The 24,806-nt window shown below is 55.6% G+C and carries 19 protein-coding genes; 8 read left to right on the forward strand and 11 right to left on the reverse strand.

Features of this window, described 5'->3' with window-relative positions; all coding sequences use genetic code 11:
- The first annotated feature begins 259 nt into the window (after positions 1-259).
- On the forward strand, positions 260-874 hold the full coding sequence (locus AB1598_14445; protein ID MEW6146209.1) for a hypothetical protein: 615 nt from the start codon (positions 260-262) through the stop codon (positions 872-874).
- A 137-nt stretch (positions 875-1,011) separates the two neighbouring features.
- On the forward strand, positions 1,012-1,215 hold the full coding sequence (locus AB1598_14450; protein ID MEW6146210.1) for a 4Fe-4S binding protein: 204 nt from the start codon (positions 1,012-1,014) through the stop codon (positions 1,213-1,215).
- Positions 1,216-1,260: 45 nt separating this feature from the next.
- Here AB1598_14450 and AB1598_14455 read toward each other — a convergent pair whose 3' ends face one another.
- Positions 1,261-1,866, reverse strand: coding sequence for a DUF3793 family protein (locus tag AB1598_14455; GenBank protein MEW6146211.1), 606 nt, complete (start codon positions 1,864-1,866; stop codon positions 1,261-1,263).
- 472 nt (positions 1,867-2,338) lie between these two features.
- Between AB1598_14455 and AB1598_14460 the strand changes: the two genes are divergently transcribed.
- The 3 genes from AB1598_14460 to AB1598_14470 all read left to right on the forward strand — a co-directional run bounded on the left by AB1598_14460 (position 2,339) and on the right by AB1598_14470 (position 4,514).
- Positions 2,339-2,746, forward strand: coding sequence for a DUF3574 domain-containing protein (locus AB1598_14460; protein ID MEW6146212.1), 408 nt, complete (start codon positions 2,339-2,341; stop codon positions 2,744-2,746).
- Positions 2,747-2,825: 79 nt separating this feature from the next.
- Positions 2,826-3,140, forward strand: a complete 315-nt coding sequence (locus AB1598_14465; GenBank protein MEW6146213.1) for a hypothetical protein — start codon at positions 2,826-2,828, stop codon at positions 3,138-3,140.
- Between the two features lie 60 nt (positions 3,141-3,200).
- Positions 3,201-4,514 carry an alpha/beta hydrolase gene (locus tag AB1598_14470; GenBank protein ID MEW6146214.1) on the forward strand — a complete coding sequence of 438 codons (1,314 nt, stop codon included), beginning with the start codon at positions 3,201-3,203 and terminating at the stop codon, positions 4,512-4,514.
- Between the two features lie 42 nt (positions 4,515-4,556).
- Here AB1598_14470 and AB1598_14475 read toward each other — a convergent pair whose 3' ends face one another.
- The 5 genes from AB1598_14475 to AB1598_14495 form a co-directional block, all read right to left on the reverse strand.
- Positions 4,557-5,279, reverse strand: coding sequence for a hypothetical protein (locus AB1598_14475; protein MEW6146215.1), 723 nt, complete (start codon positions 5,277-5,279; stop codon positions 4,557-4,559).
- A 349-nt stretch (positions 5,280-5,628) separates the two neighbouring features.
- On the reverse strand, positions 5,629-6,462 hold the full coding sequence (locus AB1598_14480) for a hypothetical protein (protein ID MEW6146216.1): 834 nt from the start codon (positions 6,460-6,462) through the stop codon (positions 5,629-5,631).
- A 613-nt stretch (positions 6,463-7,075) separates the two neighbouring features.
- Positions 7,076-8,458: a HAMP domain-containing sensor histidine kinase gene (locus AB1598_14485; protein ID MEW6146217.1), complete on the reverse strand. Its 1,383-nt coding sequence runs from the start codon at positions 8,456-8,458 to the stop codon at positions 7,076-7,078.
- Positions 8,439-9,113 carry a response regulator transcription factor gene (locus AB1598_14490; GenBank protein ID MEW6146218.1) on the reverse strand — a complete coding sequence of 225 codons (675 nt, stop codon included), beginning with the start codon at positions 9,111-9,113 and terminating at the stop codon, positions 8,439-8,441. The genes AB1598_14485 and AB1598_14490 overlap by 20 nt, the downstream gene beginning before the upstream one ends.
- A 40-nt stretch (positions 9,114-9,153) precedes the next feature.
- Entirely contained in the window at positions 9,154-10,488 is a 1,335-nt protein-coding gene (locus AB1598_14495; GenBank protein ID MEW6146219.1) for an alginate export family protein, read from the reverse strand.
- Between the two features lie 930 nt (positions 10,489-11,418).
- On the opposite strand from AB1598_14495, the gene ppc reads away from it, so the two are divergent.
- Positions 11,419-14,217 carry a phosphoenolpyruvate carboxylase gene (ppc, locus tag AB1598_14500; protein MEW6146220.1) on the forward strand — a complete coding sequence of 933 codons (2,799 nt, stop codon included), beginning with the start codon at positions 11,419-11,421 and terminating at the stop codon, positions 14,215-14,217.
- A 27-nt stretch (positions 14,218-14,244) separates the two neighbouring features.
- Positions 14,245-15,147, forward strand: a complete 903-nt coding sequence (locus AB1598_14505) for a GNAT family N-acetyltransferase (protein MEW6146221.1) — start codon at positions 14,245-14,247, stop codon at positions 15,145-15,147.
- A gap of 296 nt (positions 15,148-15,443) precedes the next feature.
- On the opposite strand, the gene AB1598_14510 is transcribed toward AB1598_14505, so the two are convergent.
- The 4 genes from AB1598_14510 to AB1598_14525 all read right to left on the reverse strand — a co-directional run bounded on the left by AB1598_14510 (position 15,444) and on the right by AB1598_14525 (position 22,282).
- Positions 15,444-18,740 (reverse strand): PAS domain S-box protein, encoded by a 3,297-nt coding sequence (locus AB1598_14510; GenBank protein MEW6146222.1) that lies wholly within the window; start codon positions 18,738-18,740, stop codon positions 15,444-15,446.
- Positions 18,741-19,093: 353 nt separating this feature from the next.
- Complete coding sequence (locus AB1598_14515) at positions 19,094-20,113, reverse strand: diguanylate cyclase (protein MEW6146223.1); 1,020 nt, start codon at positions 20,111-20,113, stop codon at positions 19,094-19,096.
- Between the two features lie 216 nt (positions 20,114-20,329).
- Positions 20,330-21,319 carry a diguanylate cyclase gene (locus tag AB1598_14520; protein ID MEW6146224.1) on the reverse strand — a complete coding sequence of 330 codons (990 nt, stop codon included), beginning with the start codon at positions 21,317-21,319 and terminating at the stop codon, positions 20,330-20,332.
- A 213-nt stretch (positions 21,320-21,532) separates the two neighbouring features.
- Positions 21,533-22,282 carry a protein-L-isoaspartate(D-aspartate) O-methyltransferase gene (locus AB1598_14525; GenBank protein MEW6146225.1) on the reverse strand — a complete coding sequence of 250 codons (750 nt, stop codon included), beginning with the start codon at positions 22,280-22,282 and terminating at the stop codon, positions 21,533-21,535.
- Positions 22,283-23,115: 833 nt separating this feature from the next.
- Between AB1598_14525 and AB1598_14530 the strand changes: the two genes are divergently transcribed.
- On the forward strand, positions 23,116-24,297 hold the full coding sequence (locus AB1598_14530; protein ID MEW6146226.1) for a methionine adenosyltransferase: 1,182 nt from the start codon (positions 23,116-23,118) through the stop codon (positions 24,295-24,297).
- Positions 24,298-24,299: 2 nt separating this feature from the next.
- On the opposite strand, the gene AB1598_14535 is transcribed toward AB1598_14530, so the two are convergent.
- Positions 24,300-24,590 (reverse strand): hypothetical protein, encoded by a 291-nt coding sequence (locus AB1598_14535; GenBank protein MEW6146227.1) that lies wholly within the window; start codon positions 24,588-24,590, stop codon positions 24,300-24,302.
- Positions 24,591-24,806: the final 216 nt, after the last annotated feature.

Here is a 24,806-nt window from a genome sequence, read left to right on the forward strand (position 1 = left end):
CTTTTTCTTCTTCCCGACATTACAGAATTGGCGGCACACAATGTGTGCTCATATATGATTCTTCCAAGGCTCAAATGCCTTGCCAACATAGCACTCCACCCGTTCGCCCTGAGGCGCAGAACCTGCGCTGGTAAATGATCTTTATGTCGCATTTCAGCTCCGGCCAAATAATTGTGCCAGCCCTGAACTGCGAGCCTGACCTGAGCGAAGTCGAAGGATCGAAGGGTTGAACGGGTATCATTAGTAAAGGGGGCTAACGATGAAAGAGATCCTTCCCGGCGTATTCCACTGGACAACCTTCCACGAAGGCATAGGGCAGGACGTGCATTCATATTACGTCTCCGCGGCGGACCCCGCATATCTCATCGATCCGAGAATTCCGAGAGACGGGATAGGCTGGTTTAAAAAGTATAATCCCCCTGAAAACATATACCTCACGAACCGCCTCCACTACCGCCACAGCAGTCGTTTCGCAAGATACTACGGTGCAAGAGTCTGGTGTCACAAGGCGGGCCTCCATGCTTTCAGGAGGGGGAAGAAGGTGAGCGGGTTCGATCACGGTGACGAGCTTCCGGGAGGAGTGCTCGCATTGGAGGTAGGAGTGCTCTGCCCCGAGGAGACGGCTCTATACGTCCCGCTCGGGAAGGGGATACTCTCGATCGGCGACGCCATAATAAGGGAAGACGGTGAGCTGTGCTTCGTCCCCGATTACCTCATGGGAGACGACCCGGAAGGGGTGAAGAGGGGATTGAAAAAGGTCTTCGCGGCTCATCTCAAAAGAAAATTCGACTCCGTCCTCTTCGCCCACGGCGAGCCGATAGTCAAGGGCGCCAGGAAAGAGCTGCGCAGGTTTTTGAAGGGGCTTCAGGTTTGATTCGCAGATGAAAATAGTCACGTATTTATGAGAGGCCGGGGATAATCAGTGCCGGATATTTTATTCCGTATAGACTTCCACATTCAAATATTCCATAATAATATCAAGAGTAGAGATCGAGCAAAAAGGAGGGCAGCATGAGTTACTTCATCGTTCCCGAGAAATGCATAATGTGCGATGCGTGTCGTCCGGTTTGTCCCCGTAATGCCATAAGCGCAGCCGAGGTGGAGAAGACCTATATTATCGACTCCGGCCTCTGCAACGATTGTCAGAACGTTTCTCACGTCCGCTGTGTTCCGCAATGCCCCGTGGATGCGATTGTGGGGCCGCGAGCATCCTGACTTGACCGGTACGGTACTGGGAATAGTTGGGGTTGGGTAACAGTATCACGCCGCCAGGAAAGCCATAGCGCCCTGTTTGGCGCGGGTATACATCCTGCATTTATGGAGAGACGAAGCAGGGTCTCCGTAGATGCGCCAGCCGCATATGCCGTTGCATTCGAGCGGCAGGAGACCCATATAACCGAGCACGTCCTTGACCGGGTAGCCTAGCGCGACGCCTATCTCGTGCGGTATCCCGCCCGTCGTCTTCCAGCGGAGGCTGATCTCCCTGAGGAACTCTTCAGGCTCTATGCCTGCCATGTAATTCAAGTCCCCTTCGAGTATGCAGGGCGGAATTTCGGACAAAGCCTTCCTTACTCCGCTCTCTTTATAGAAGATCACCTTCGCTGAGTCCGAATTTTTATAGAGGAGCAGATAGGAGTATGCCCATTTGCCCGAAAGCGTGTCGATAACTTCGAGCTGCCGGTCAAAAGGGAGCCCGCACTGGACGGAGGAGAGGGTCAGGAGCTCGCCCGCCTTTCCGCCGAAGAGGACGCCAGCAATATGAATGAAGAGCCATTTCTGGAATTCCGGTTCCGAGCCGGGAAGCTCATTGACCTCATTTTTCCAGTTATGGAACTTTCGGGAAATCCTGTTTACTAACTCAAGCATTTCGATTCTATGCTATAGAGTCAAATCCGGCAGCAAGGCTGCAAGAAATTGACATTCATTATCAATAATTAATACCTTTTGATATTGCAGGTGTCAAGTACGACTATAATAGCTGATAATAGAACCCGTTCGCCCTGCCCGCGGCACGTCGCCTGTAGGCTATGAGCCGCAGGGGGATCGAAGGGTTGAACGGGTGTAACGTGTCTGCGGCAACCCGTCGTCCTCTACATTCTTTCATTCAATTCCCTCCCCCTTTAAAAAAGGGGGAGGGCGTGGGTGGGGGTTTACCTTACACAAGTCTTGTCATTCCCGAAAGTCTTTATCGGGAATCCAGTCTTTCTATCCAAATCAATCGCGTTTTTATTATATCGCTCACAACATCTGTCCCCGGCACCATACTTCATGTTATGATGTCCCTATGGCAAAGAATATTTCACGGACCGGAACCCGTTATCGGTACTCGGCTTTTATATTGACAGCGCTCTTAACAGTCTCGGTCCTCTCATGCACTGACTCTGCAGGGAACCTGAGGGGGACAGTCCAGCCCTTCTACGGCCAGCCCTACGTGCAGACTATCCTGGTGTTCGGGCTGTCCAGGCCCGGCGGAACGATATCCGAAGAAGAGTGGATAAACTTCGTCGACACCTACGTTACGCCGGAATTCAAGGAAGGGCTTACGATCATCGATTCCGACGGCCAGTGGATGATGGAGTCGGGAGAGGTGATAAAGGAGGATTCTAAGATATTGATCCTGCTTTACGAAAACGAATCGAGCGCCGGGGTCGACGACGCCATAGAGGAGATAAAGGAGACGTACAAAAAGCTTTTCAATCAGGAAGCCGTGCTCCGCATAACGTCCGCCGCGGGGGTGTCGTTCTAGTTCCCGCGCGTGCGGATGAGAAGCGGCGCATGTCATGCCGTGAGGGTCGGACATAAAAATCCAAGGGGAGGGTCACCAAATGTTCATAGCAAGATGGCAGATCGAAGCCAGGTTCGGCTACAAGCAGGCCGCGCTGGATTCGATGAAGATGTGGCTCGAAGAAGTAGGCTCGAAGATAGGCTGGAAGCCCGATAAGGTGAGACTCATCACCGGGTCGATCGGCGCAAACGAGTCCACTATCGAGACCGAGATTGTGATAAATGAGCTCCGGGAGCTCGACGAGGCCTGGGCGAAGCTCGCAAAGCTGAAGACGCACAGGAAGTGGGGGAAGGAGTTCGAGAAGTACATAGTCTCGGGCACCGCCCGGTGGACGATATTCAGGGTTGTGAGCTAGCGGGCGCTTACCTTCCTCGATACCCGTAATTCGATATAACCTCGTAACGGAGGGTTATATATGCCTTTACCTTACCCCGTCGTAGTAGTGCCCGGCATTACCGCGACTTATTTAAAGGACGAGTACGACCTCCCGCCCGAATACGTCTGGACGGTGATGACGAAGAAATACGAGCGCGTCGCTCTCCACCCGAACGACCTCCGCTACGAGGCTCAGGAGCCCGCGCGTCTCAGGCCGGACCAGATCTACGAGATCGCGTACAAGGAATTGATCGAAGAGCTCCGCTACAACCTCCGCTCTGAGGAGGACAAGAAGGTGCCCGTCTTTCCATTCGGCTACGACTGGCGCATGAGGCTCGATGACATACAGGCGGAGCTCGACTCTTTCATTCAGGAAGTGATCGACAGGACGAAGCTCCTCAAGCACTACCACAGGGCCGGCTATCAGGACGACCCTAAAGTGAACCTCGTCGGGCACTCGATGGGCGGTCTGATTATAGCGGGATACCTGAAAAGCAAGGGCCGTCAGGCCCCGGTGCACAAGGTCGCGACCATAGCGACGCCATATCAGGGCTCTTTCGAGGCGGTGATTAAGGTGACGACGGGCACTGCCAATCTGGGGACGTCCCCTCCCAGCTCGCGCGAGAGGGAAGCCGCCCGCGTCACTCCCGCGCTCTATTACCTCGTCCCGAGCTTCAGCGGCGGTCTCGAAGTGCCCGAGGGCGTGCCCCGCTCGCTCTTCGACCCCGCCGCGTGGCAGCCGAGCATAGTGCAGTCTATAAAGGAGTGGATAAGGCTCAAGGGCCTTCCGACCCCCGATCAGGAATTGGTAGCGAAGAGGATATTTTCGGCCATGCTCAAGTCGGGCAAAGACCACCGCGCGAATATGGACGCGTTCAGATTATCCGACGCAGGCATGAGCGCCGACAGGTGGCTCGCGGTAGTCGGCGTGGATTCCGTAACGAGGGTGCGGCTCAGGATCGTGAAGAACGGCAGGTTCCCCGAATTCGATTTCAAGACCTCGGACAGGGACAACAAGTGGTTCCCGGCGAGGATCACAGACCCGGAGTGCAGGCTCACGGGCGACGGCACCGTGCCGTTCGAGGGAGCAGTGCCTAAATTCCTCGCCCCTGAGAACCTCGTCTGCGTCACGCCGGGAGATTTCGGGTACTGGGAAATAGGAGACCAGATACTCACCAGTGTGGGCGGATTCCACGGAATACTGCCCAAGATGAACATGCTCCACAGGCTGCTGGTAAGATTCTTCACCGACGCTCCCGACAAGCGCGACAACACATGGGGCCGCCGCGCCCCCAGCGTCGCCGAAGGGACATGGAGGCCGCCTCTCGCGCTCAAGGACAAAACCCTCGGCTAGGAAGGGTGTGATAGCTCGACTGATCCCTGCCTCTCCAGCTGGCTAAAACGATATAAGCTCCGCGAATTCGTCTATCGCGAGCCCTATTCCGTCCACGTATACCTTCAAGTCGGTTGCTCCGTCCTCAAGCGGGTTACAGTCCTCCGTCGTAAGCGTGTCGCTGAACATTCCCGCGGGCACGTCTATCTCCTCGCCGAACGCGAGTATCTCTGCCTGGTCCTCCGCTATCCCCGGCGCGAACTCCTGCTGGAATACCATGCCGATTTCGGGCTCTCCGGGCATCATTATCCCCGGCAGGTTCCCGTCCTCCCCCGCGCGCCATTCCCCTTCATGCGACACGATCTCGCCGTCCTCGAATATGTCAACGTCCTCGCCGAAGTAGCAGACAGTCCCGTCAGGGGCCTGGGCGAAGAAGTTTCTGGAAACTTCGATCAGCTCGCCGTCCTCGAATTCCGTCTCCACGAGGACACGAGTCGTGACCCCTGCTACGACTTCCGTCTCGTCCGGCACTGTTATTTCCACCCTTACTACTACGCCTTCGTCGTCCTCTCCCTCGAGAACCATCTCACTGCCGACGACGACGGGGAAGAACCCGTTATCGATCACGAGCGAGAAGGGCCCGCCGGTTTCGGGGTCGCAGACCTCTATGCCCGTATTCAGCTCCGGGCATACTCCCCCTCCGCCCCCGCCTCCTCCGTTACATCCGCCGATCGTGAAAAACGATAGACTCAGCACAAGGAACGCTAACGCCGCTCTTTTAATCATGGCAATACCTCCTCTCTTGACATATTTACTCACATGATAGAGGAGGAATCTTGCCCCTCCATTTCCGAAAGATTACAAGTTCGTAAGGTTTCGCTACTGGTATAAAAAACCCCCGTTCGTCCTGAGCTTGTCGAAGGATTGAACGGGTTGTACTCCTGAATGTCAGTAACTCCGACCATGACCGAGATAACCCGCCCCGTTCTCCAGTATTCTTTCGAAACAGGGCGGGTGCAGGTAATGAGGGATGAGTCATGTAATTGAATGAAAGGTCGGGACTCCCCCCGCATTCCTCATAGCAGCTGCGGCTACGCCGGGGGGAATCCCGTAAATACACCGGAGGTTTGCGGCGCTAATTCGAGGTCATGAAGATTCCCTCGGTGATGGTCTGGTTCCCGCTCGCTTCTATCGCCAGCACCTCGAACTTGTACTCTCCGCCCGGCACTATAAGCTCCGCTGGGACGGTAACCTGCGTCGCGTCGGCGGGAAGGAAAATATCTAATTTCTGCGGAGGCTCCGCTCCCTCAAGTTCAACTATTACTTCATATGCGATAATCTCGATGTCGGCCGAATCGCTGCACTCCCCCGTAGCCGAAGCCGTGTCGAGCTTACTCGTGACGGGCTCCCATTCGATGACGACGGGAGCATTCGGGTTGAGCGTATCGCCGTCTCCGGGCGAAGTTACTTCAGGCCCGCAGGGTAGAACATGCGTGAGCTCCGCCTCGCCTTCGAGCTCTTCTCCTTCAACGGTTGTGCCCTCAAAGTCATACACACCCGCAGGCAGGAGCTTCAGTATAGCGGGGAGGGACATGTCTTCCTGGAAATCGGGCTCGTTGCTCTCCATGAAGAGCTCCGTGCTTCCGAGCCTCCTCAGCTTGCCGAAGTTGTCCACCTCGAAGACGAGCCTGCCGTTCGGGTCTTCTATCCTGATCTGCTTCCAGGCCTCTCCGTCGAGGAAGATCTGGAGTCCCGCGTCCCCGTCGGTGGCATTCACCTCTATCCGTATCTGCGCATCACTGAACGGGATCTCCTGCCCCTCGATCTCTCGATCGTTGTGGCTGTCCCGCGCGCCTGCCGTAAAACTGAACCCGAGCGCCGAGAGGAGAATCAGAGCAGCGTAGACAAACCTGCTCCCCGCTCCGCCGCAACTTCTTAATACCGCTTTTAATGCTCTTGTGCTACTCATAACGCACCTCCTGAATCTGGATTTATCTCCATGATAAAGGAAGGCGATTGCCGGAATATTTCATGAACATTACATCGCGGAAATGGTTATGATAAAGTCTCTTATCCCGTTTTTTTCATACTGTCATTCCCCAAACGATTGCGAGCAACAGTTCCGAGCAAGCGTAAGAACTGGTCGCCGCCGGCTGATTACTAATGCGTAATTATACTTGGCAAGATGCATATCAATACAAATCGGCAATCGGTCACTATTGACTGATTGCTAAGATGTCCATTATCTAGGAAACATAGTAAAATAAACTAAATCTTTATCGGGAATCTAAAACCCCGTTCGTCCTGAGCCTGTCGAAGGACAACAAAATTTCCCCTCTCCCCAGCGTGGGACGGTTCTGAGAGTGCGTAAGAACCGGTCGGACCTACAACGAAGATGATGCAGCCAATCAACTATGGGCTCAATGCCGCTTAAGCCAAATCAAGGACAGGATGGGGGTGTTACCAACTACCTATAAGAATCAGTCACCCTGAACTCGTTTCAGGGTCTCATTATTCTTCCTTTTATTAAAACTTCCCCGGAAGGAAAAGAGATACGTTCGCTTCGTTATGCGGATGAAAAATCAAGCAGGGAGATGCACTGAGAATACCGATCCCGCTCCCGGCTTGCTCGATACCTCGACGTATCCCCTGTGCGCGCCGACTATGGCCTTCACGAGGCTGAGTCCCAGCCCGAGCCCCCTCTGCGAGCGGCTCTTGTCTCCCCTGTAGAGGCGGTCCCAGATGTTGTCTAGCTCGTCTTCCGAGATGCCGATGCCCGTGTCTTTGACCGTGATCTCTACCTCCTTCTCTCTGCGGCTCGCTTCTATGTCTATCCTTCCGCCCGATGGGGTGTATTTGATGGCGTTATCGAGCAGGTTGGCGAGCACCTGCCGTATCCTGCTCCTGTCCGCCGTGAGGTAGAGTTCCCCTGGGAAACCCGCGTGTACCGAGACGCCTTTCTCCTCGGCGACGTACCCGTAGAGGTCCACGACGTCGTCTATCAGCGGTGCGACGTTCATCTCTTCGAGATTGAGCTTCATCGCCCCCGTTTCCGCTTCTGACACGTCCATGAGCGTGTTCAGCATTATGAGTATCCGCTCCGATTCCTCTATGCAGTCGGAGAGGGCCTCACTCAGAGCCTCGCCGTCGGTTGAGGACTGGAGCGCCATTTCCGCAGTCCCGCGGAGCCTCGTCATCGGCGTGCGCAGGTCGTGGGCGACGTTGTCGAGCACGCTCCTCATCCCGTTCACGAGGGCCTCTATCCTGTCGAGCATCGTGTTGAAGAGAGAGATGAGCTCGTCGTTGAGCTTATCCTCGTTGCGCACGGGAACCCTCATGTCTATCTTTGCCTTCGCAACGATGGAATTGAGCGTATTTATCAACTGTCTTATCGGGTTGAGCGCGCGGTCTGCTGCGAAAAGACCGCCCAGGTACGCGATGATTATCACGGGAATAATAGCGAAGAGGTAGACGTTCCGTATCCTCCTCAAAAGGTCTTCTCTCCCGGCGATGGTCTGGCCCATCGTCAGTACCGAGCCGTCCTCGAGCGTGAGCGAGGTAATTTCGTACGCGTCTTCCTCGCCCTCCCTGACGAATGCCCATTCGTTATTTCCCGATCCCGCACCTGCGCCGAGCTCCTCTTCGTCGAATTCATCCCAGCCTTTGGGGACCCTCAGAATATCGGCGTCGCGCTCTCCTCCGAAAAGCCGCACGAGGAACGGGTCTTCCTCGTCCTCGAATATTTCGAGCTTGAACGCATCCATGCCTTCGTCCTGATAAATTCCGGCGAGGTCGTTCAGGTCCTCTTCGATCTCGCTCCTGCTCTGCTCGTATATGTAGTCGGAAATGACCGAGTAGATGTAGAGGTTAATTACGAGCGAGCTCAGGACGAAAAGCACAGTGTACAGCGTGATGAGCCTGAAGCTGCTCGACTTGAAAAGGAGTTTAGGATTCTTTAAGAACATAGCCCACACCCCTTATCGTCTGTATCATCTTCGTATCGAAGTCCTTGTCGAGCTTGTTCCTGAGCCTGCACACGAGCACGTCGACCACGTTCGTCTGCGGGTCGAAGCTGTAGTCGTAGATGTGCTCCATTATGAGCGTCTTCGAGAGAGCCCTGCCCTGGTTCCTCATGAAGTACTCCAGAAGCGAGAACTCCTTCGGCTGGAGCTCTATCTCTTCGCCCGACCGGACGACCCTTCTCGTAAGGAGGTCCATCGTGAGCTCCCCAGCCTTGAGATAGGTGGCCGCCGTCGAGCCTGTAGAGCGCCTTATGAGCGCCTGCACGCGCGCGAGGAGCTCGGAGAACGCGAAGGGCTTGGTCAGGTAATCGTCCCCTCCGGCTTCTAACCCCTTCACCCTGTCGTCGACCGTGCGTCTCGCGCTAAGTATGAGGACGGGAGTCATTACGCCGCTCCGCCTGAGCTCGTCGATCAGGCCGAGGCCGTCCAGCTTCGGGAGCATGATATCTATCACTGCCGCGTCGTAGGATTCGTGGAGGGCGAGATGGAGCCCCTCCTCGCCGTCTGACGCATGGTCTACGGCGAACCCGGCCTGCCTTAGCCCGTTCATCACGAAGGCTGCGATCTTCTTATCGTCCTCGACCACGAGCACGCGCATGTTTAACCGTCCCTTCCTGTCCTGTATAAATTATAATCCATCACTCATCCCTTTCCCCCCTCGGCTGGAACCTGTACTCGAGCGTTAGGTTCGCAAGGAAGCTGTCCTCGGCATCGCCGGGGAACGCGCTTCCGGGTATGAAATAGCCGAGCACGAGGGCTGTAGCGAAACCGTTCTCCTCGCCTTCGTATCCGAGCACGAGGTCGATCTCGCTCCCGAGGCTCTTGCTCCGCCCGTCGGGGTCGGCGTCTATACCCGAGTCCGCGAGGCTGTCCCTGGCGTCGGTCTGGAGATAGTAGTGATAGACGAGGTCTATCGAGGACGTTTCCTCCGTCGGGTTAAGTCCCACTCCGGCTGTAAATATGGACATGTTGCTCAACTCGGGGTCGAAGAGCTGGCCGTAATAGAGGAAGTCGGCTGCCCCGTTGAAATCGCTCTCGTTCCCCTGGAGCCCCGTCTGCATGAAATTTTTCCCGCCGAATGCGTAGGCGAGAGTGACCGAAGGCTCGGGAGTCACATCGAATGCGTAAGTGGAGCCGACGTCGAATCCTACGCCTCCGATATCGCTCCCGTCGCGGGTGCCGAATACGTACGCGAGCTCGAGCCAGTATCCGAGGCTCTCCGTAAAGTCCCCGTCCGAGTGGGCTCCGAAAGTGATCGCGCTCTCTTCCTCGTCCTTTGTGTTGTCGCGGAAGACGAAATAGGCGGCGGCGTTCGTGTCTTCTGAAAAATTATATGTCCAGTATGTAATGTAATTATTCGTCTTGTCCCCCGCGTCCCTGTTGAGGAGATCGACGTCCACGATGCCGCCCCGGGTTACCGAGAATGCGGCGTCGATGCCGTAGAAGTAGAGGAACGCCCTCGCGCCGTCGAGCTCCGCGTCGAAGAGCCACTGGCGCTCGTCCTCGAACCTCTGCCGCCCTATCTGGAAGGCAAGCCTGTCGCCCCAGAATTCCTTGAGCAGTATATAGGCGAGCTCGACTTCCAGCACGGCCCTGTCTTTCGTCGTCCGGCCGTCTGTGAACTCGAACTCGCCCGCGAGCTTCATGTCTATGTACGCCTGGAAGTATTTGACAGGGTCGAAGGAGAGCGCAAGGACGAGGGCGGGCTCCATGGTGGTAAAGTCCTCGTCGTCAGTCGTGTCGAGGTCTCTGTTCCTCTGGTACTCGTATTCGAATTCGAGCTGCGCTCCGAAGGACAGATAGGGGAGGAGCTTTATATTGGCCTCGGGCGGGTCGTCCGGGTTGAAGCCCCCTCTCACGAATTCCTGCGCCCTCGATTCTGGGGCTGTGCACATAAGGGAGATCAGCACCGTTATTACGGATACTAGCCTCCCGTCCACCCTGATATTCATGTTATCACCGGGCCTTGGCATGTTATGCCCCAATCCGGACTCAGTTAGATCATCCCGGATTCCTCTCGCCATGATTCTACTTCATTAATAATCCTCAATCTATCGGCTGCATGGTTAAAAGCCGATTATTACAAAATTGTAATCTTTGCGCAAGGGTTATGTAACGTATTTCAATTGTCAGGGCGAGGGTGTGTCTTATCGTTCCTGTCATTGCGAGCCCTTCGACTATACTCAGGATAGGCAATCTCATGAATAAGGCGAGATCGCCACGGTCACTCCGTTCCCTCGCGAAGACATAAAAGAGAGCTGTCTTTGCGAGCTGCGAAGCAGCGCGGCAATCTCGTTTTTTTATCTGTCATTCCCGACTATGATCGGGAATCTCATCTTTTTCCTTTCTTTCATTCATTACCTTCCCCCTTGAGGGGGGAAGGGTAGGATGGGGGTGATATCCCCCCCCAGAACCCTCATCCGACAGATGCGACACATCCGCAGGGTATATACTCCGTGCGTCTGTCGCATCTGTCGGATGGTTTGAATCTGTCATTACGAGCCCTTCGACTATACTCAGGATAGGCAATCTCATGAATAAAGCGAGATCGCCACGGTCACTCCGTTCCCTCGCGAAGACATAAAAGAGAGCTGTCTTTGCGAGCTGCGAAGCAGCGCGGCAATCTCGTTTTTGATTTAAAAAAATCGCGCCAGGCCTGTCCCGTACTTGATACGGGAATGGCGCTCCTACGGACAATAGCTTCCAACTCTACCCCGTAGGAGCGGCTTCCAGCCGCGATGCCTTTATTTCCCTCTCCCCTATGTGGGAGAGGGTAAGGGTGAGGGGGTACATTAATTTTCCTTTCTTCCCCATAACGAATCCGCTCCGGCCTACACGACATCTGTTATGGTCTCCCGTTCATATTTGATATATGATTAATGTGCCTTACGGGAGCACCAATCATGGCACATCAGAAAGCTAAGACCAGAGTGACGCCTAAACCACCCAAGACCGACAGGGAAAAGCCGCTCCGGAACGACGTCCGCTTCCTTGGCAACATACTGGGCATGGTGATCAAGGAGCAGGAGGGGGTGGAGATATTCGACATAGAGGAGAAGATACGGGCGCTCACCAAGGAGATGAGGAGCCGCTACCAGAAGAGCCAGAAGGACGAGCTCGTCGCCACTATCAGGAGCCTATCCGATAATGACCTCTACAAGGTCACCCGCGCGTTCACCGTCTATTTCAAGCTCGTCAACATCGCGGAGCAGATACACAGGATAAGGAGGAGGCGGGAGTACAAGTACATCTCGGACGTCAAGGACTCGAGCGAGGGCTCGATAGAAAACATGTTCCAGACGCTCGCCGAGAAGGGCGTCTCATGGGACGAGTTCAAAGACCTCCTCGACAGGATGTCGATAGAGCTCGTCCTCACCGCGCACCCGACGGAAGTCAACCGGCACATAGTGCTCGAGAAGTTCAGGCGCATATCGTCTCTGCTCGTTGATTACGACAGCCCGATCCTCAGCGCCGACGAGAAGAAGGCCGTCGAGGACGAGATACACGCCGAGCTCGACGGTCTATGGCAGACAGAAGAGGTGCCTCCCTACAAGCTCACCCCCCTCGACGAGGCCCGCAACATACACTATTACTTCAGGGAGATAATATTCGGCGCGCTCGTCAGGATATACGACAGGTTCGAAAGGAAGATCGAGGAGAATTACGGCGTCCCGGGCATAAAAGTCCCGCCCTTTCTCAGGTTCGGCTCATGGGTCGGAGGGGACAGGGACGGGAACCCTTTCATAACGCACCGTATAACGAGGGAAGTCCTCCGGTCGCAGAAGGCGCTCGCCCTGGAAAAACACATCGAAAAGATGGAGCGCCTCAAAAGGCAGCTCAGCTCCTCCGTGAAGTTAGTCCCCGTGAGCGCCGAGCTTTCGGCTGCCGTAACGAACGATGTCAGGGCGGCGGCCGAGGCCCGCGGCATACACAACCCGGGCGAGTATTACAGGGTGTATCTCGAATACATGGACATGAGGCTCCGCGCCGCACTCGACGAAATCGAAGGCGGAGGCGGAGGCGATGTCCCCCCTTACGGAGATAAGGACGAGCTGCTCCGCGACCTCCGTATCGTGGATACGAGCCTCAGGGAGAATAAAGGCGGGCACATCGCGGACTCCATGCTCAAAAAGTTCATAAGGCAGGTCGAGGTCTTCGGGTTCCACATGGCGAAGCTCGACATCAGGCAGAACAGCTCCGTCCACAGGAGCGCGGTCACGGAGATAACGGAGCGCCTCGGGCTCCCCTCGTACGGCAGCATGAACGAAGTACAAAAGCTCGCCTGGCTCACGGGAGAGATAAAGAACCCCCGGCCCCTCGTCCCCGAATGGCTCACGCTGTCCGAAGAAACGAAAGAGCTCCTCCTGACTTTCGCGGCTATCAGGGACAGCCTCTCGCAAATAAGCCCCGACTGCATAGACACCTACGTCATAAGCATGACGCAGAGCGCTGCGAACGTGCTCGAAGTGCTGCTCCTCGCAAAAGAGGCGGGCCTCTACCAGAGGGACGGCGGCTCTGTCACGAGCCGCCTCAACATCGTACCCCTCTTCGAGACGATAGAGGACTTCCGTCACGCGCCGGATATTATGCGCACGCTTTTCTCGAACCCAGTCTACAGGGAGCACGTAAGCGCGAGGGGGGACATATCGGAGATAATGATCGGGTACTCGGACAGCGGCAAGGACGGCGGCATACTATCGGCAGGATGGGAGATACACAAGGCGCAGACGGCGCTCAAGCGCGTGTCGGACGAGTTCGGGATAAGGAACAAGTTCTTCCACGGGAGGGGCGGCACCGTGAGCAGAGGAGGGGGGCCGACGAACCAGGCGATACTCGCCAGGCCCGCGGGAACGGTCGAAGGCGCGATAAAGATAACGGAGCAGGGCGAGGTCATATACAGCAACTACTCTCACCCTGAGATAGCGGAGGACAACCTCGAGCTCGTGCTCACCTCGGTCGTGTTAACCAGCCTCACGGGCGAGGACGTCAGGCCCGAGTGGGAAGAGGCGATGGAAGAGATTGCGTCAGACGCGAGGACACACTGGAGGTCGCTCGTCTACGACGACCCGGATTTCTACGCGTACTTCGAGATGTCGACGCCCATCTCCGTCATACAGCAGATGGGAATCGGCTCCAGGCCGGCCCGGAGAAAAAGGACGCGCCGCATAGAGGACCTCCGCGCGATACCCTGGGTCTTCAGCTGGACGCAGAACCGCCACCTCATCACCGGGTTCTATTCGGTAGGCTCGGCGCTCGATTCATTCATACGCAAGAACCCGCGGAGGAACCTCGCGCTGCTGCGCGAGATGTACTCGGGGTGGAGGTTCTTCAGGTCTCATGTGGACAACATACAGATGACCCTCAGCAGGGCCGACATGTGGATCGCGCTCGAATACTCCTTCCTCGTAAACCCGCGGGACGTGGGCAAGAGGGTATTCGGCAGGATAAGGGATGAATACGACCTTACCTCGGAGATCGTGCTCAAGATCACCCGGCAGAAGCGGATACTCGACAACAACCCCTTCCTCCAGAAGTCGATCGAGCTCCGGAACCCGTACATCGATTCGCTGAGCTACATACAGGTTGGGCTGCTGCGCAGACTATACAAGGGCGACTTCACCCCCGAGGAAAAGACGGCCATGCTGGACAACATCAAGCTCAGCATTAACGGCATCTCGGCCGGTTTGAAGAATACCGGCTGACATTAATAAGGAAAGGAGAGTTAGACAATGACAGAAAAAAAAGCGGACACGGAACAGCGTAAGGGTTCGTCGGGACCCGTTCTCGTTCCTCCAGGACCCGAGCACATAGAGGAGCTCGGGAGGATATGCTTCGAGGCTTTTAAGGGAATCCACGACCGTCATAACTTCCCCAGGGATTTCCCGACGCAGGAGTTGGCGGTTGACGTAATCGGGTTATTCGTAAGCCGTGACGATATATATGGAGTTGCAGCTCTCGTCGACGGCAGGCCCGTAGGATCGAATTTTCTTTCACTCTCTGATCCGGTTGCGGGTGTGGGTCCGATTACGATCGATCCTTCCACGCAGGCGCGCGGCGTGGGCAGGGCATTGATGGAGGATGTCATCGAATATGCGGAGAGAAACGGTATTAAGCAGGTGAGGCTTCTTCAGGATTCGTTCAACATGTCTTCCCTATCTCTTTACTCTTCCCTTGGATTCGATGTGAGGGCCGGTGTGGCGCTGATGGATGCTTCACCGGGTCGTAAAATCTCGCAGGGTGACGTGCGCCCGGCTGCGGAATCGGATATAGAAGCTATGGACGATCTATGCCGGAGCATTTACAAGGTAAGCAGGCGTAATGAAGTTGCTGCCGCAATGAAATACGGATTCCCGCCGGTGGTGATAGAGCGCAACGGTAGGATGACGGGATACCTCGTACCGGGGTTCCTCGGGCACGGAGTAGCCCGGACGGAGGAAGATGCTTTCGCTCTAATCGACGAGGTATCGCGCACTTTACCTCATTTTGCTAAATTTTTCTGTCCGCTGAGCGAAGCCCGTTTCTACCGCGAATCGCTTAAGCGCGGGTACAGGGCGGTGAAGGTAATGAACCTCATGTCCATGGGGCACTACGACCCGCCAGACGAAATCTGGATGCCGTCGGTATTGTACTGAGTTGATGTACGGAATCACAACCGTAATCCTGCATCGCGTAACTTGCATTATGCATCCTGTCCGTAGGAGCGGCTTCCAGCCGCGATTCCTTGAAATTCCCTCCTTTGGAAAAGGAGGACAATTCCGAGTAAATGAGGAATTGGTCGGTACTGATAAATGGCAATGAAATGCCTTGATCGGAGTGATGCGGGTAACAAATTCATATTAAGGAGGATTTAATTTTTAACCCGTTCATCCTGAGCGTGTCGAAGGATGCATACAGTTATGGAAAGATGAGATCCTGAATACCGAAGCCCTCATCCCTCCTCCCCATGCAGCACCTCGTCCAGCGTCCGGAGCAGCGTCTCGGAGTTATACGGCTTGCTAAGGAACGCGTCAGCCGTGTTTTCTTCCATGGTTATGAGCTCGTGCTCCTTCTGGTAGCCGCTCGCGCATATGATCTTGAGCGCGGGTCGCATCTTCTTGAGCGAGCGTATAACGGTCTTCCCCCCGATCACGGGCATCATCATGTCCACGATCGCGGCGTCTATGCCTTTCTTCCTGTCCGATATCACGTCGAGCGCCTCGTGCCCGTTGTTGGCTGTCAGCACCTTGTATCCGAATTCCTCCAGAATGGCCCTAGTTATATCGAGCACCGCGGGCTCGTCGTCCACCACGAGCACCGTCTCCCCGGTCCCGGCCGCGGCGTCTGTGTCCTCGTATGCGTCGGATTCCTGCTGGGCTTTCACAGGGATGGCGGGCAGATATATGACGAACCTGCTGCCCCTTCCTGTCTCGCTTTCAGCGTATATATGGCCCCCGTGCTCCTTAATAATGCCGTATGCGGTCGAGAGCCCGAGGCCAGTCCCCTTGTCCTGCTCCTTCGTAGTGAAGAACGGGTCGAATATCTTGTCCATGACCTCAGGCGGTATGCCTGATCCCGTATCCGATATTGTTATCTCTACGTATTCTCCGGGCACGATGTCGATGTATTTCCCGGAGCCGTCTTCGCCCGCGCTAATGTTCCTCGTCGAGATCGAGAGCTCTCCCCCAGCCTGCATTGCGTCCCTCGCGTTCACGCAGATGTTGAGTATCACCTGGTGGAGCTGCGTGTAGTCTCCGACTATGTTCCGCAGCTCTCCGTCCGTATATGTCTTTATCTCTATCGATTTCGGGAACGTCTCCTTCATTATCTTGAGGACGTCCGATATCAGGTATTTCACGTTGAGCGTCTGCTTCTCGCTCTCCACGCCGCGCGCGAACGAAAGCACCTGTCTTATGAGGTCGGCCCCCCTCTCTGCGCTCGATTCCACGACGCTCAGTATCCTCTCGTATTTCTCTCCGCTGATCCCCTGTTTGAGGATCTGTATGGACAACATTATCGGCTGGAGGATGTTGTTCAGGTCGTGCGCTATCCCTCCCGCGAGCGTGCCTATGCTCTCGAGCCTCTGTGCCCTCAGGAACCGAGTTTCCAGCATTTTCTTCTCGGTGATGTCGGTGACTACCGCGACATTTCCGATTACTCTTCCTCTCTCGTCGCGTATCACAGATAATATTAGCTGCGCGGGGAAAGTCGATCCGTCTTTTCGCTTTGGAAAAACATCTCCCTCCCAGTGACCGGACTCGTTGACGGTGTCGATGATTTGTTTTGCTTTTCCCCTGGAGCTTTCCGGTACGACCGTATCGATGATATTCCTGCCCGCCACCTCGTATTCTCTCCATTGATAGATCTTCTCTGCGAATTTGTTCCAATATAGTATCTTGCCATCGAGGTCTGTTGCGATGACGGCGTTACGGACTTGATCGAGCAAGGACGCCTGAAAACGTATCTTCTCCTCCGAGAGCTTGCGCTCCGTGATGTCCGTGAGGGTGCCCACGTAGCCCTTGAACTCTCCGTCGGCGCCGGTGTCGGGTATGCCTTCGGCGAACACCCATACTGTTTTGCCGCCCGGGTGCACGAAACGGTACTCCTCCTTTGCCGGTATCCTCGCCTTGACGGAAGCCGTCCAAATATCGACGACGCGCTTGCGGTCTTCGGGGTGCACCTTCTCCTTCCACCCCTCGCCGAAGGCGTCTTCCTTGGTGATGCCGGTGATCTCGCAGAGCTTGTTGTTCACGTAAACGCCGACCCCTTCTTTATCGGCGCGGAAAATCCCGATCGGCAGTATATCCGTAAGCGTCTGGTAACGCTCCTCCGATGTTTTAAGCGCTTCCACATGCTTTGCGTTGAGTATAGCCGTTTCGATCTGTTCCCTGATAATTTCGAGCAGGTTGAGCTCGTCCTCGGAAAAAACATTTTTTTTCAGCGAGCTGACATTTATACATCCGATGGTCTCTTCCCCCAGTCCGATCGGCATCCCCGCATAGCTCTTTACTCCGGCTTCCTTGCCTGCGGGCCCCAAAGCCGTCTCGTATTCAGTGTCGGGGATGTAAACGGTCTTTCTCTCTATAACGGTCTTCCACATCAGGCCCCTGGGACGGCGTACTCTCGTTACCCTCTCCCTGAACCACTCGGGGAACCCGTGCTCGGCCTTGAGCACCAGGTCTTCTCCTTCGATCATAAAAATCGATACCATTTCGACATCATCGATATTTTCAGCGAGAGCGTTAACCGCGTTCACCATTACCTCGTCGAGATTGATCGAGCTGTGGACGCTCTGGCTCACCGTGTTTATGATCTTCTCGTACCTTTCCTTCTTCGAGAGCAGCGATACCTTCTCCTGGAGCGCTCTTTCCGAAAGGACGAGGGATTCCGCGTACCTCGCGTTGTTAATCGCTATCTCGATCTGTCGGGACACTATCTCCAGCACCCGCAGCTCGTTCGGGCCGAAAGCGTATTTGACATCGGCGTTGATATTGATGACCCCCACGTTTTCCTCATGTGATTTTATCGGGATCGAGAGATAGCTCCTGGTTCCGAGCTCCTTGCCCGCTTGTCCAATGACGTTGTCCCTTTCCGTATCGGGGACGTAGATCATCCTTCCGTCGATCAACGTCTTCCACGTGAACCCTTTGGGGAAGGGGATCCTCTTTACCCTTTCGACGAACCAGTCGGGGTATCCCCTGTGGGCCTGCATGACGGCTTCCCCTCCCTCCCGGAGGTATATGCATATGTTGTTCACGGCGTCCATATTCCGGCTCAGGGCCTCGACGGCGTTCTCCATCACCATCTGGAGGTCGATCGTCTTGTGGACCGCCTGGGTGACGATATTGATCACGGTCTCGTAGCGGTTGAGCTTGGCCAGGTCCTCCAGTGTATTCTTCAGGCGCTCCTCGGTTATGCTCCTGTCGGTCGCGCTCAGCGCAGCCGCCATATACGCGGGAGCGCCCCTGAACGTCCATTCGCTCAGCTTGACCTCCACCGGATAACACGAGCCGTCCTTTCTGTAGTGGAAAGTCGAGTACTCGATTACCTCTTCTTCGCCGTTATCGAGGTTTTTACTCAGATTCGTCAGGCGCTCGGGCGTGAAGTCCCTCATCAGGTCGAGCGGCGTCATGCACGAGAGCTCGTCCGACGAATACCCGAGGTTCTCTCTTGCGGGCTTGTTTACCAGAAGGAATAACAGAGTTGCTTTGTCGAACAGGTATATTTCCGTCTGCACGAAATCCAGCAAACGGTTTATGTCCTCAAAGGATTGTTCGCGCTCCGAGATTAAATCGAAAAGCTTTTGTCCCGAATAACCTTCTGCCCTGATAGCGGTAGCTCCTCTGTGTCTTTCAGGCTTCTCGGCGGGGAGCGGTGTGCGAGGGTTTTAACGTGTAGTTTCTGGTGCGGATGCCTCCCCCGTTTAAATATACATCCGATTCAACGGAAGGGGCCGGAATTAATTACATAAACATGATGATTGTATATGCGTGTAAAGGGTTATCGGCTCTGCCGCTCGCGCGCGGAGCTGCGGCATGCCCCCCCGGGGCGCGGCGGCTTCGGGCGGGTATTACGGGCTGGTGCGCATAGGGTGTGTAATTTTTATTGTTTATGGCGGGTTCTGTAGCTCCCGCCTTTCTTTGTTTTCTTCGAGGACTTCATGCCGTACATATTCCTGTCGGCTATGTCCACGAGCTCTTCTGGCGTGAGCTTGCTCCCGAGCGTGTACTCGGCGATGCCGTAGCTGAACTCTATGCCGTAAGGCCTGGCGCTCCTCGCGTTCCTGGCATGGACGGCGTCCCGGATCCTGTTTACGACCGACTTGCTACCTTCGAGAGAGGTCTCCTGGAGTATGAGCAGTATCTCGTCTCCCCCGAGCCTGCACATTACGTCCGATTCCCTGAGCGCGCGCTTGAGCAGGTTGACGAAGGTGATTATGACCCTGTCCCCCTCCTTATGGCCGAAGCTGTCGTTCACGAGCTTCAGGTTGTCGATGTCTATATAGCAGACAGTGAAGCTGCAGCCGTGCCTCTCGCAGAACTTCATTTGCCTGTGGACGGACTCGAGCCCCGCCTTCCTGTTCAGTATCCCGGTCATGGGGTCTGTAACCGAGAACCTCTTCGTCTCGAGCTCGGCGAGCTTCCTCCTCGTTATGTCCGTATGCGAGATCACGGCTCCCGTGACCCTCCCGCCGGACCTCATCGGCGTGACGGACAGGAGGAACCATTTCTTGTCCTGGCCCTTGTGGGAAGGGTATTCCATCGTGAACCTGTCCTTTTTCCCTCCGAGCACCGATACTATATTCTTAAGCAGGCGGAGCGACCTCTCGCTCTCGGCCGAGTGCTTCTTCAGCATCTTGAGATAGTCTGTCCCCGGCTCTGGCCTCCCCGCCGCGCCCCCGCCGTTCTTCCCCTTCCATGCGGTCCATGAGCGGTTGGCCGCGACAAGCAGCCCTGAAGCGTCCAGCACCCCGATGTGCTCGGGAAGCGAATCGAGCACCGCAAGCACGGTCTCGAACTGTGCTTTAGCTAATACAGCGTCCTTATTACGTTCTTTCTTTAACATGGCTCTGTAAACATATCCGTTCTGTATCCTGTCCGCTATTCCGTCGAGAATGGTCATTTTCCGGGGTCCCTCGATTTACAGATAGCTCCGGACGCATTCGCGTACGGGGCTTAATGTATATCTACGCAGTCCGCGGCCCTTTCGGATGACTGTTAATAAATATACGTTTTTTGCGCGCGAGGTGGGGTTTCTCCCGGCGCGGACAGAGGTTCTCCTGATATTACGACCAGTTCGGGGAGGGGGCGGGGTTGCCCGCCGTTTACCCGGGTCGGGCTAATTTACCCCCTTCTTGTATTTCTTCGACATCTTCATCTTGTACATATTCCTGTCGGCTATGTCCACGAGCTCTTCGGCCGTGAGCTTGCTCCCGAGCGTGTACTCGGCGAGGCCGTAGCTGAATTCGAGCTTCCACTGTATGCGTGCCTTCTCGTTCCTCCTGGCTATAAGCTCGGCGATCCTGTCAAGCACGGGCTTGGTCTCCCCGGCGGGCGTATCCGTGAGCACGATAATTATTTCGTCTCCCCCGAGCCTGCACATCGCATCCGTTTCCCTGAGCACGTTCTTCATCAGCTTCACTGCCGCGCGTATCGTCCTGTCCCCCTCCCTGTGCCCGTAGTTATCGTTTACGTATTTCAGGTTGTCGAGGTCTATGAAGCACACGGTCAGGCTCCGTTTCCTCCTCCTCGCTGCCTTTATCTGTTTCCGTATGTATTCGAGCCCCGCCTTCCTGTTGAGGATGCCCGTCATGGGGTCTATGACCGCGAGTCTCCTGGTTTCGAGCTCGGCGAGCTTCCTGCGCGTTATGTCCGAGTGGGAAACGACCGCGCCCGAGGTCATACCGCCCTTTTTCAGCTGGGTCACCGAGAGCCTGAACCACCTCTTTTGATCGGGGAGATGGCACGGGTATTCGATCGAGAATCTCTCCCTGTCGCCCGTGATAACCGAGCCGATGGCCCGGGACGCCTTGGCGAACCTCGTTTCCTTGCCGAAAGCCTCCCTGAACGCCCTCGGATAATTCTCCCCTACCGAAGCGCGGTCGAGCGGGTCTCCGCCGTTCCCGGAGGCGAAATTCATCCAGGCGCTGTTCACCGAAACAATGATTCCCCTGGCGTTGAGCACGGCCAGGTTCTCCGTGAGGGAATCGAGCACGGACTGTGCGGTGTGCGGTCCGAGCTTTTTCAAAATCCTTCTCGCAGAGGTCTCTTTCGTGAGCATTTTAGACCTGTATTTATATAATGCGCCGGAACGTAACAATCCGGCCATACGTGAGTTATCCGATGCACGTATCCGGTTAGTCGTTTGCTGACGGCTTATGGTTCAAATTATACGGCTGTTCCGGATGGTATGGTTATTTAAAATAACGGGTTTTCAGGAATGTGTGTTATCACCCACGGAAGGATGTTAAGGTTATCTATGAGACAGGGAGGCTTTATTGCATCGTCTCACAGGTTGGTTCAGCGCGGCTGTGTGCGCTCGTTATGACCGGGACGCGCCGTCCGGCGTTTTCGTCGTTTCGGACTTTCTGTGCTTCTCTGCCTCTCCGGTCATGGGCACGAACATCACGGGCGCTACCCTCTCCTCGTCGAAGCCTTCCTTCGTTTTCGTGAGCAGCAGCAGCTCCTGCCCGTCGTCAGCTACCGGTATCACCATCCTGCCCCCTTCCCTGAGCTGGGCCTTGAGGGGCTCGGGTATCTCTTCGGGGGCGGCCGTCACTATGACGGCGTCGTACGGGGCGTGCTCCTCCCACCCGAGGTATCCGTCCCCGGTCTTGAAATGCACGTTCGAATAACCGAGACCGTTGATCACGCTCCTCGCGAAAAGCGAGAGCGGCTCGAGTATCTCGACCGTATAGACCTCGGCCCCCATCTCGGCGAGGACCGCAGCCTGATACCCCGAGCCCGTGCCTATCTCGAGCACTTTCCGGCCTTTCCCGGGGCGGATAAGCTCCGTCATGTACGCCACTATGTAAGGCTGGGAGATCGTCTGCCCCATGCCTATGGGCAGAGGCGTATCGCTGTATGCAAGGTCCATAAGGTGCTCGGGCACGAACTTGTGCCTGGGCACCGCCCTCATCGCCCTCAGCACCTCGGGCGTTGATATGTCCCTCTGCGCCATCTGCTCCTCGACCATGTCGAGGCGCCTCTGCCTGTATACGTTCTCTGTGTCGGTGGAATTCACGGCTCCCGCCAGGATGAGGAAGGACGAAAGCATCACGATAATCAACACCAGCTCCAAAGTCCGGCTCCTTTAAAGATGGAATTTAAACCGGAACATCCCTCTCTCGATATATGCATGAGCAATTATGGTGCCAGATGGTCCCGTATAAGTCCTTGGGCGAATTAAACAACAAAAACGGGTTAAATGAATGCAAGCCTTTAAGGCACGTGAAGCCTCGCGTGCTTAATTTCAGGGCACGGAGGTGAGATTAAAGGGCAATTCCCCCTGAAATGCGCGTATTTTCGTCCCCCCTCCCGTCGGGCGGAACCCGCGGGACCCTGAAGATGCCGCTGTCCGGTTATGCGACATCGGACGGAAGACCGCGTCCCGTTTTTGTCCTGTCTTTGCGAGGGACGGTTCTGAACGTGTGCAAGAACCGGTCGCTATCGGCCTATTGCAAGTACGCTCATGAATTTAAACACAAGGGTCACACGAGCCAAATTACGTAGTAAGCGACCGCGGCAATCTCATGAATAAAGCGAGATCCAGGGTTGTTTCAGCATCTCGTTTTCCCGACATTCACAAACGATTTCGAGCAACAATTCCGACAAATCGGAGGAATTAGTCGATGTTGGCTGACAGCGGATAAGCATCTTCATCGAAGTTATGCCCTCAGTTAAACCAAATTTAGGGGGATTTTCTTTTCTGTCATTCCCGACGCCGATCGGGAATCTCGTCTTTACATTTGTCATCCTAAACCACGTCCTGAACCATGTCCCGGACGTGATCCGGGATCGTTTCAGGAAAGGAAAAGAAGAAAACAGTCCCGGCGGGCGGGTCTACTATCCTTCGTTATGGTAATATTTTTCTCTCCCCTGCTTTTTCCCGGGGAAGGACGCACCATGGGAAGCAACATAGTCGTCGGCCCTCTTCCGAGGCCGCTCCCGCGCGAGCTTATGGTAGAGGCGGCGGAGAGGAAGGGCCCGGGCCACCCGGACACTCTCTGCGATTACATTACGGAGGGGATATCGAGGGCACTGTCTGAATATTACGTTTCCGAGTTCGGCTGCGTCATGCACCATAACGTCGACAAGGCTCTACTCGTCGGGGGCTCGGCCGAGCCCGCGTTCGGAGGGGGGAGGGTGGTGAAGCCTATCGAGGTGATAATAGCCGGGCGGGCGATTAAAAACAGGGGAGGCAAGGCGCTGCCCGTGGACGAGATATCCGCCGAGGCTGCGCGGGGAGTCCTAGCGAATACCGTCAGGCACCTCGACCCTGTGAGGGACGTCTCGATAAACGTCATGATCAGGCCCGGGAGCAGGGACCTCATCGATCTCTTCGAGAGGTTCGGAAAGGGGGAGGTGCCTTTATCGAACGATACGTCGTTCGGGGTAGGTTTTTACCCGCTCGACAGGCTCGAAAGGACTGTATACGAGGCCGAAAGGTTCCTGAACGCCACCGAAACCAGGAAGGATTATCCCTTCATAGGCGAGGACGTGAAGATAATGGGGATAAGGAGAGGGGAGGGGATCTCCCTCACGGCCGCGATAGCAATGGTCGACAGGTACGTTTCCTCTGTCGCCGACTACGCGCTTAAGCTCGGGGAAGTGAAACAGGCGCTCCTGGCTGAGGACTGGGCCGGGGGTGTCGAGCTCGCCGTCAATACGGCGGACGACTACGAGAGGGGGAGCGTGTATATAACGGTCACCGGGACGAGCGCCGAGCAGGGGGACGACGGGCAGGTAGGCAGGGGGAACAGGGTGAACGGGCTCATTACGCCTTACAGGCCCATGACGCTCGAGGCCGCGGCCGGGAAGAACCCTGTGAGCCACGTGGGCAAGCTCTATAACCTCTTCGCCGGAGACCTTTGCAGGGAGATAGTTGAATCGGGACTTGCCGAGGAAGCCTCGGCCTTTCTCGTCTCTCGGATAGGGAAACCCGTAAACGAGCCGCAGGTGCTCGACATAAAAGTGAGCCCCGGCGACGCGGACTTCAAATCTATCGGAAACACCGCATCGGCGATGCTCGCCGATATGCCGGGCATGTGGAAGAGGATAATCGCGGGGCAGTACGGTATCGCCTGAGATCAGACTCCGCCCTGCTTGGTGGGCGGGACATTGTTGGGGTCGGGCTCGTAGCCGAGCATGCTCAGTGACTTGAGCACCCTGTCGAGGAGGTCTGAGTTGTTTCCGATCATGTTCTCGTCGGACGCAACCTCGAGCTCCCTCGCGTCGTACTCCCATCTCCGGAGCACCTCGATTTTCTGCTCCCGCGTGAGGTCGTGCGCCTTGAGCACGTCCTCGGGCGTCCTGAACTCGCTCGTCGGGTCGAGCAGCGCTTTATCGATGTCTGTCATATTGAGCAAATTATAACCCAAATCCGTGCGCGTTTCCTCAGTTTAATCCTGTAACCACCAAACCCGTTCGTGCTGAGCTTGTCGAAGCATGAACGGGTTAAAAGCGAGATTCTGAAACAAGTTCAGATACCGTCTTGGAAGTCAAGAGGATTTGAGAGAGTAATTTGGATCGAAAGGTACCTTGTTTTTAAGCACGCCGTAAATTATATGAACCAGTTTTCTCATTGCAGCTCCTAT

The organism is Thermodesulfobacteriota bacterium (genome assembly GCA_040754335.1).
Taxonomy (GTDB): Bacteria; Desulfobacterota_D; UBA1144; order Nemesobacterales; family UBA2774; genus 2-12-FULL-53-21.

Excerpts from the sequence above, each read along its gene's own strand:
- AB1598_14465 (MEW6146213.1), top strand. The coding sequence starts at position 2,826 with ATGTTCATAGCAAGATGGCAGATCGAAGCCAGGTTCGGCTACAAGCAG.
- AB1598_14450 (MEW6146210.1), top strand. The coding sequence starts at position 1,012 with ATGAGTTACTTCATCGTTCCCGAGAAATGCATAATGTGCGATGCGTGT.
- AB1598_14485 (MEW6146217.1), bottom strand. The coding sequence starts at position 8,458 with ATGTTCTTAAAGAATCCTAAACTCCTTTTCAAGTCGAGCAGCTTCAGG.
- AB1598_14505 (MEW6146221.1), top strand. The coding sequence starts at position 14,245 with ATGACAGAAAAAAAAGCGGACACGGAACAGCGTAAGGGTTCGTCGGGA.
- AB1598_14475 (MEW6146215.1), bottom strand. The coding sequence starts at position 5,279 with ATGATTAAAAGAGCGGCGTTAGCGTTCCTTGTGCTGAGTCTATCGTTT.
- AB1598_14530 (MEW6146226.1), top strand. The coding sequence starts at position 23,116 with ATGGGAAGCAACATAGTCGTCGGCCCTCTTCCGAGGCCGCTCCCGCGC.
- AB1598_14515 (MEW6146223.1), bottom strand. The coding sequence starts at position 20,113 with ATGACCATTCTCGACGGAATAGCGGACAGGATACAGAACGGATATGTT.
- AB1598_14495 (MEW6146219.1), bottom strand. The coding sequence starts at position 10,488 with ATGCCAAGGCCCGGTGATAACATGAATATCAGGGTGGACGGGAGGCTA.
- AB1598_14445 (MEW6146209.1), top strand. The coding sequence starts at position 260 with ATGAAAGAGATCCTTCCCGGCGTATTCCACTGGACAACCTTCCACGAA.
- AB1598_14520 (MEW6146224.1), bottom strand. The coding sequence starts at position 21,319 with ATGGCCGGATTGTTACGTTCCGGCGCATTATATAAATACAGGTCTAAA.
- AB1598_14480 (MEW6146216.1), bottom strand. The coding sequence starts at position 6,462 with ATGAGTAGCACAAGAGCATTAAAAGCGGTATTAAGAAGTTGCGGCGGA.
- AB1598_14490 (MEW6146218.1), bottom strand. The coding sequence starts at position 9,113 with ATGCGCGTGCTCGTGGTCGAGGACGATAAGAAGATCGCAGCCTTCGTG.
- ppc (MEW6146220.1), top strand. The coding sequence starts at position 11,419 with ATGGCACATCAGAAAGCTAAGACCAGAGTGACGCCTAAACCACCCAAG.
- AB1598_14455 (MEW6146211.1), bottom strand. The coding sequence starts at position 1,866 with ATGCTTGAGTTAGTAAACAGGATTTCCCGAAAGTTCCATAACTGGAAA.
- AB1598_14470 (MEW6146214.1), top strand. The coding sequence starts at position 3,201 with ATGCCTTTACCTTACCCCGTCGTAGTAGTGCCCGGCATTACCGCGACT.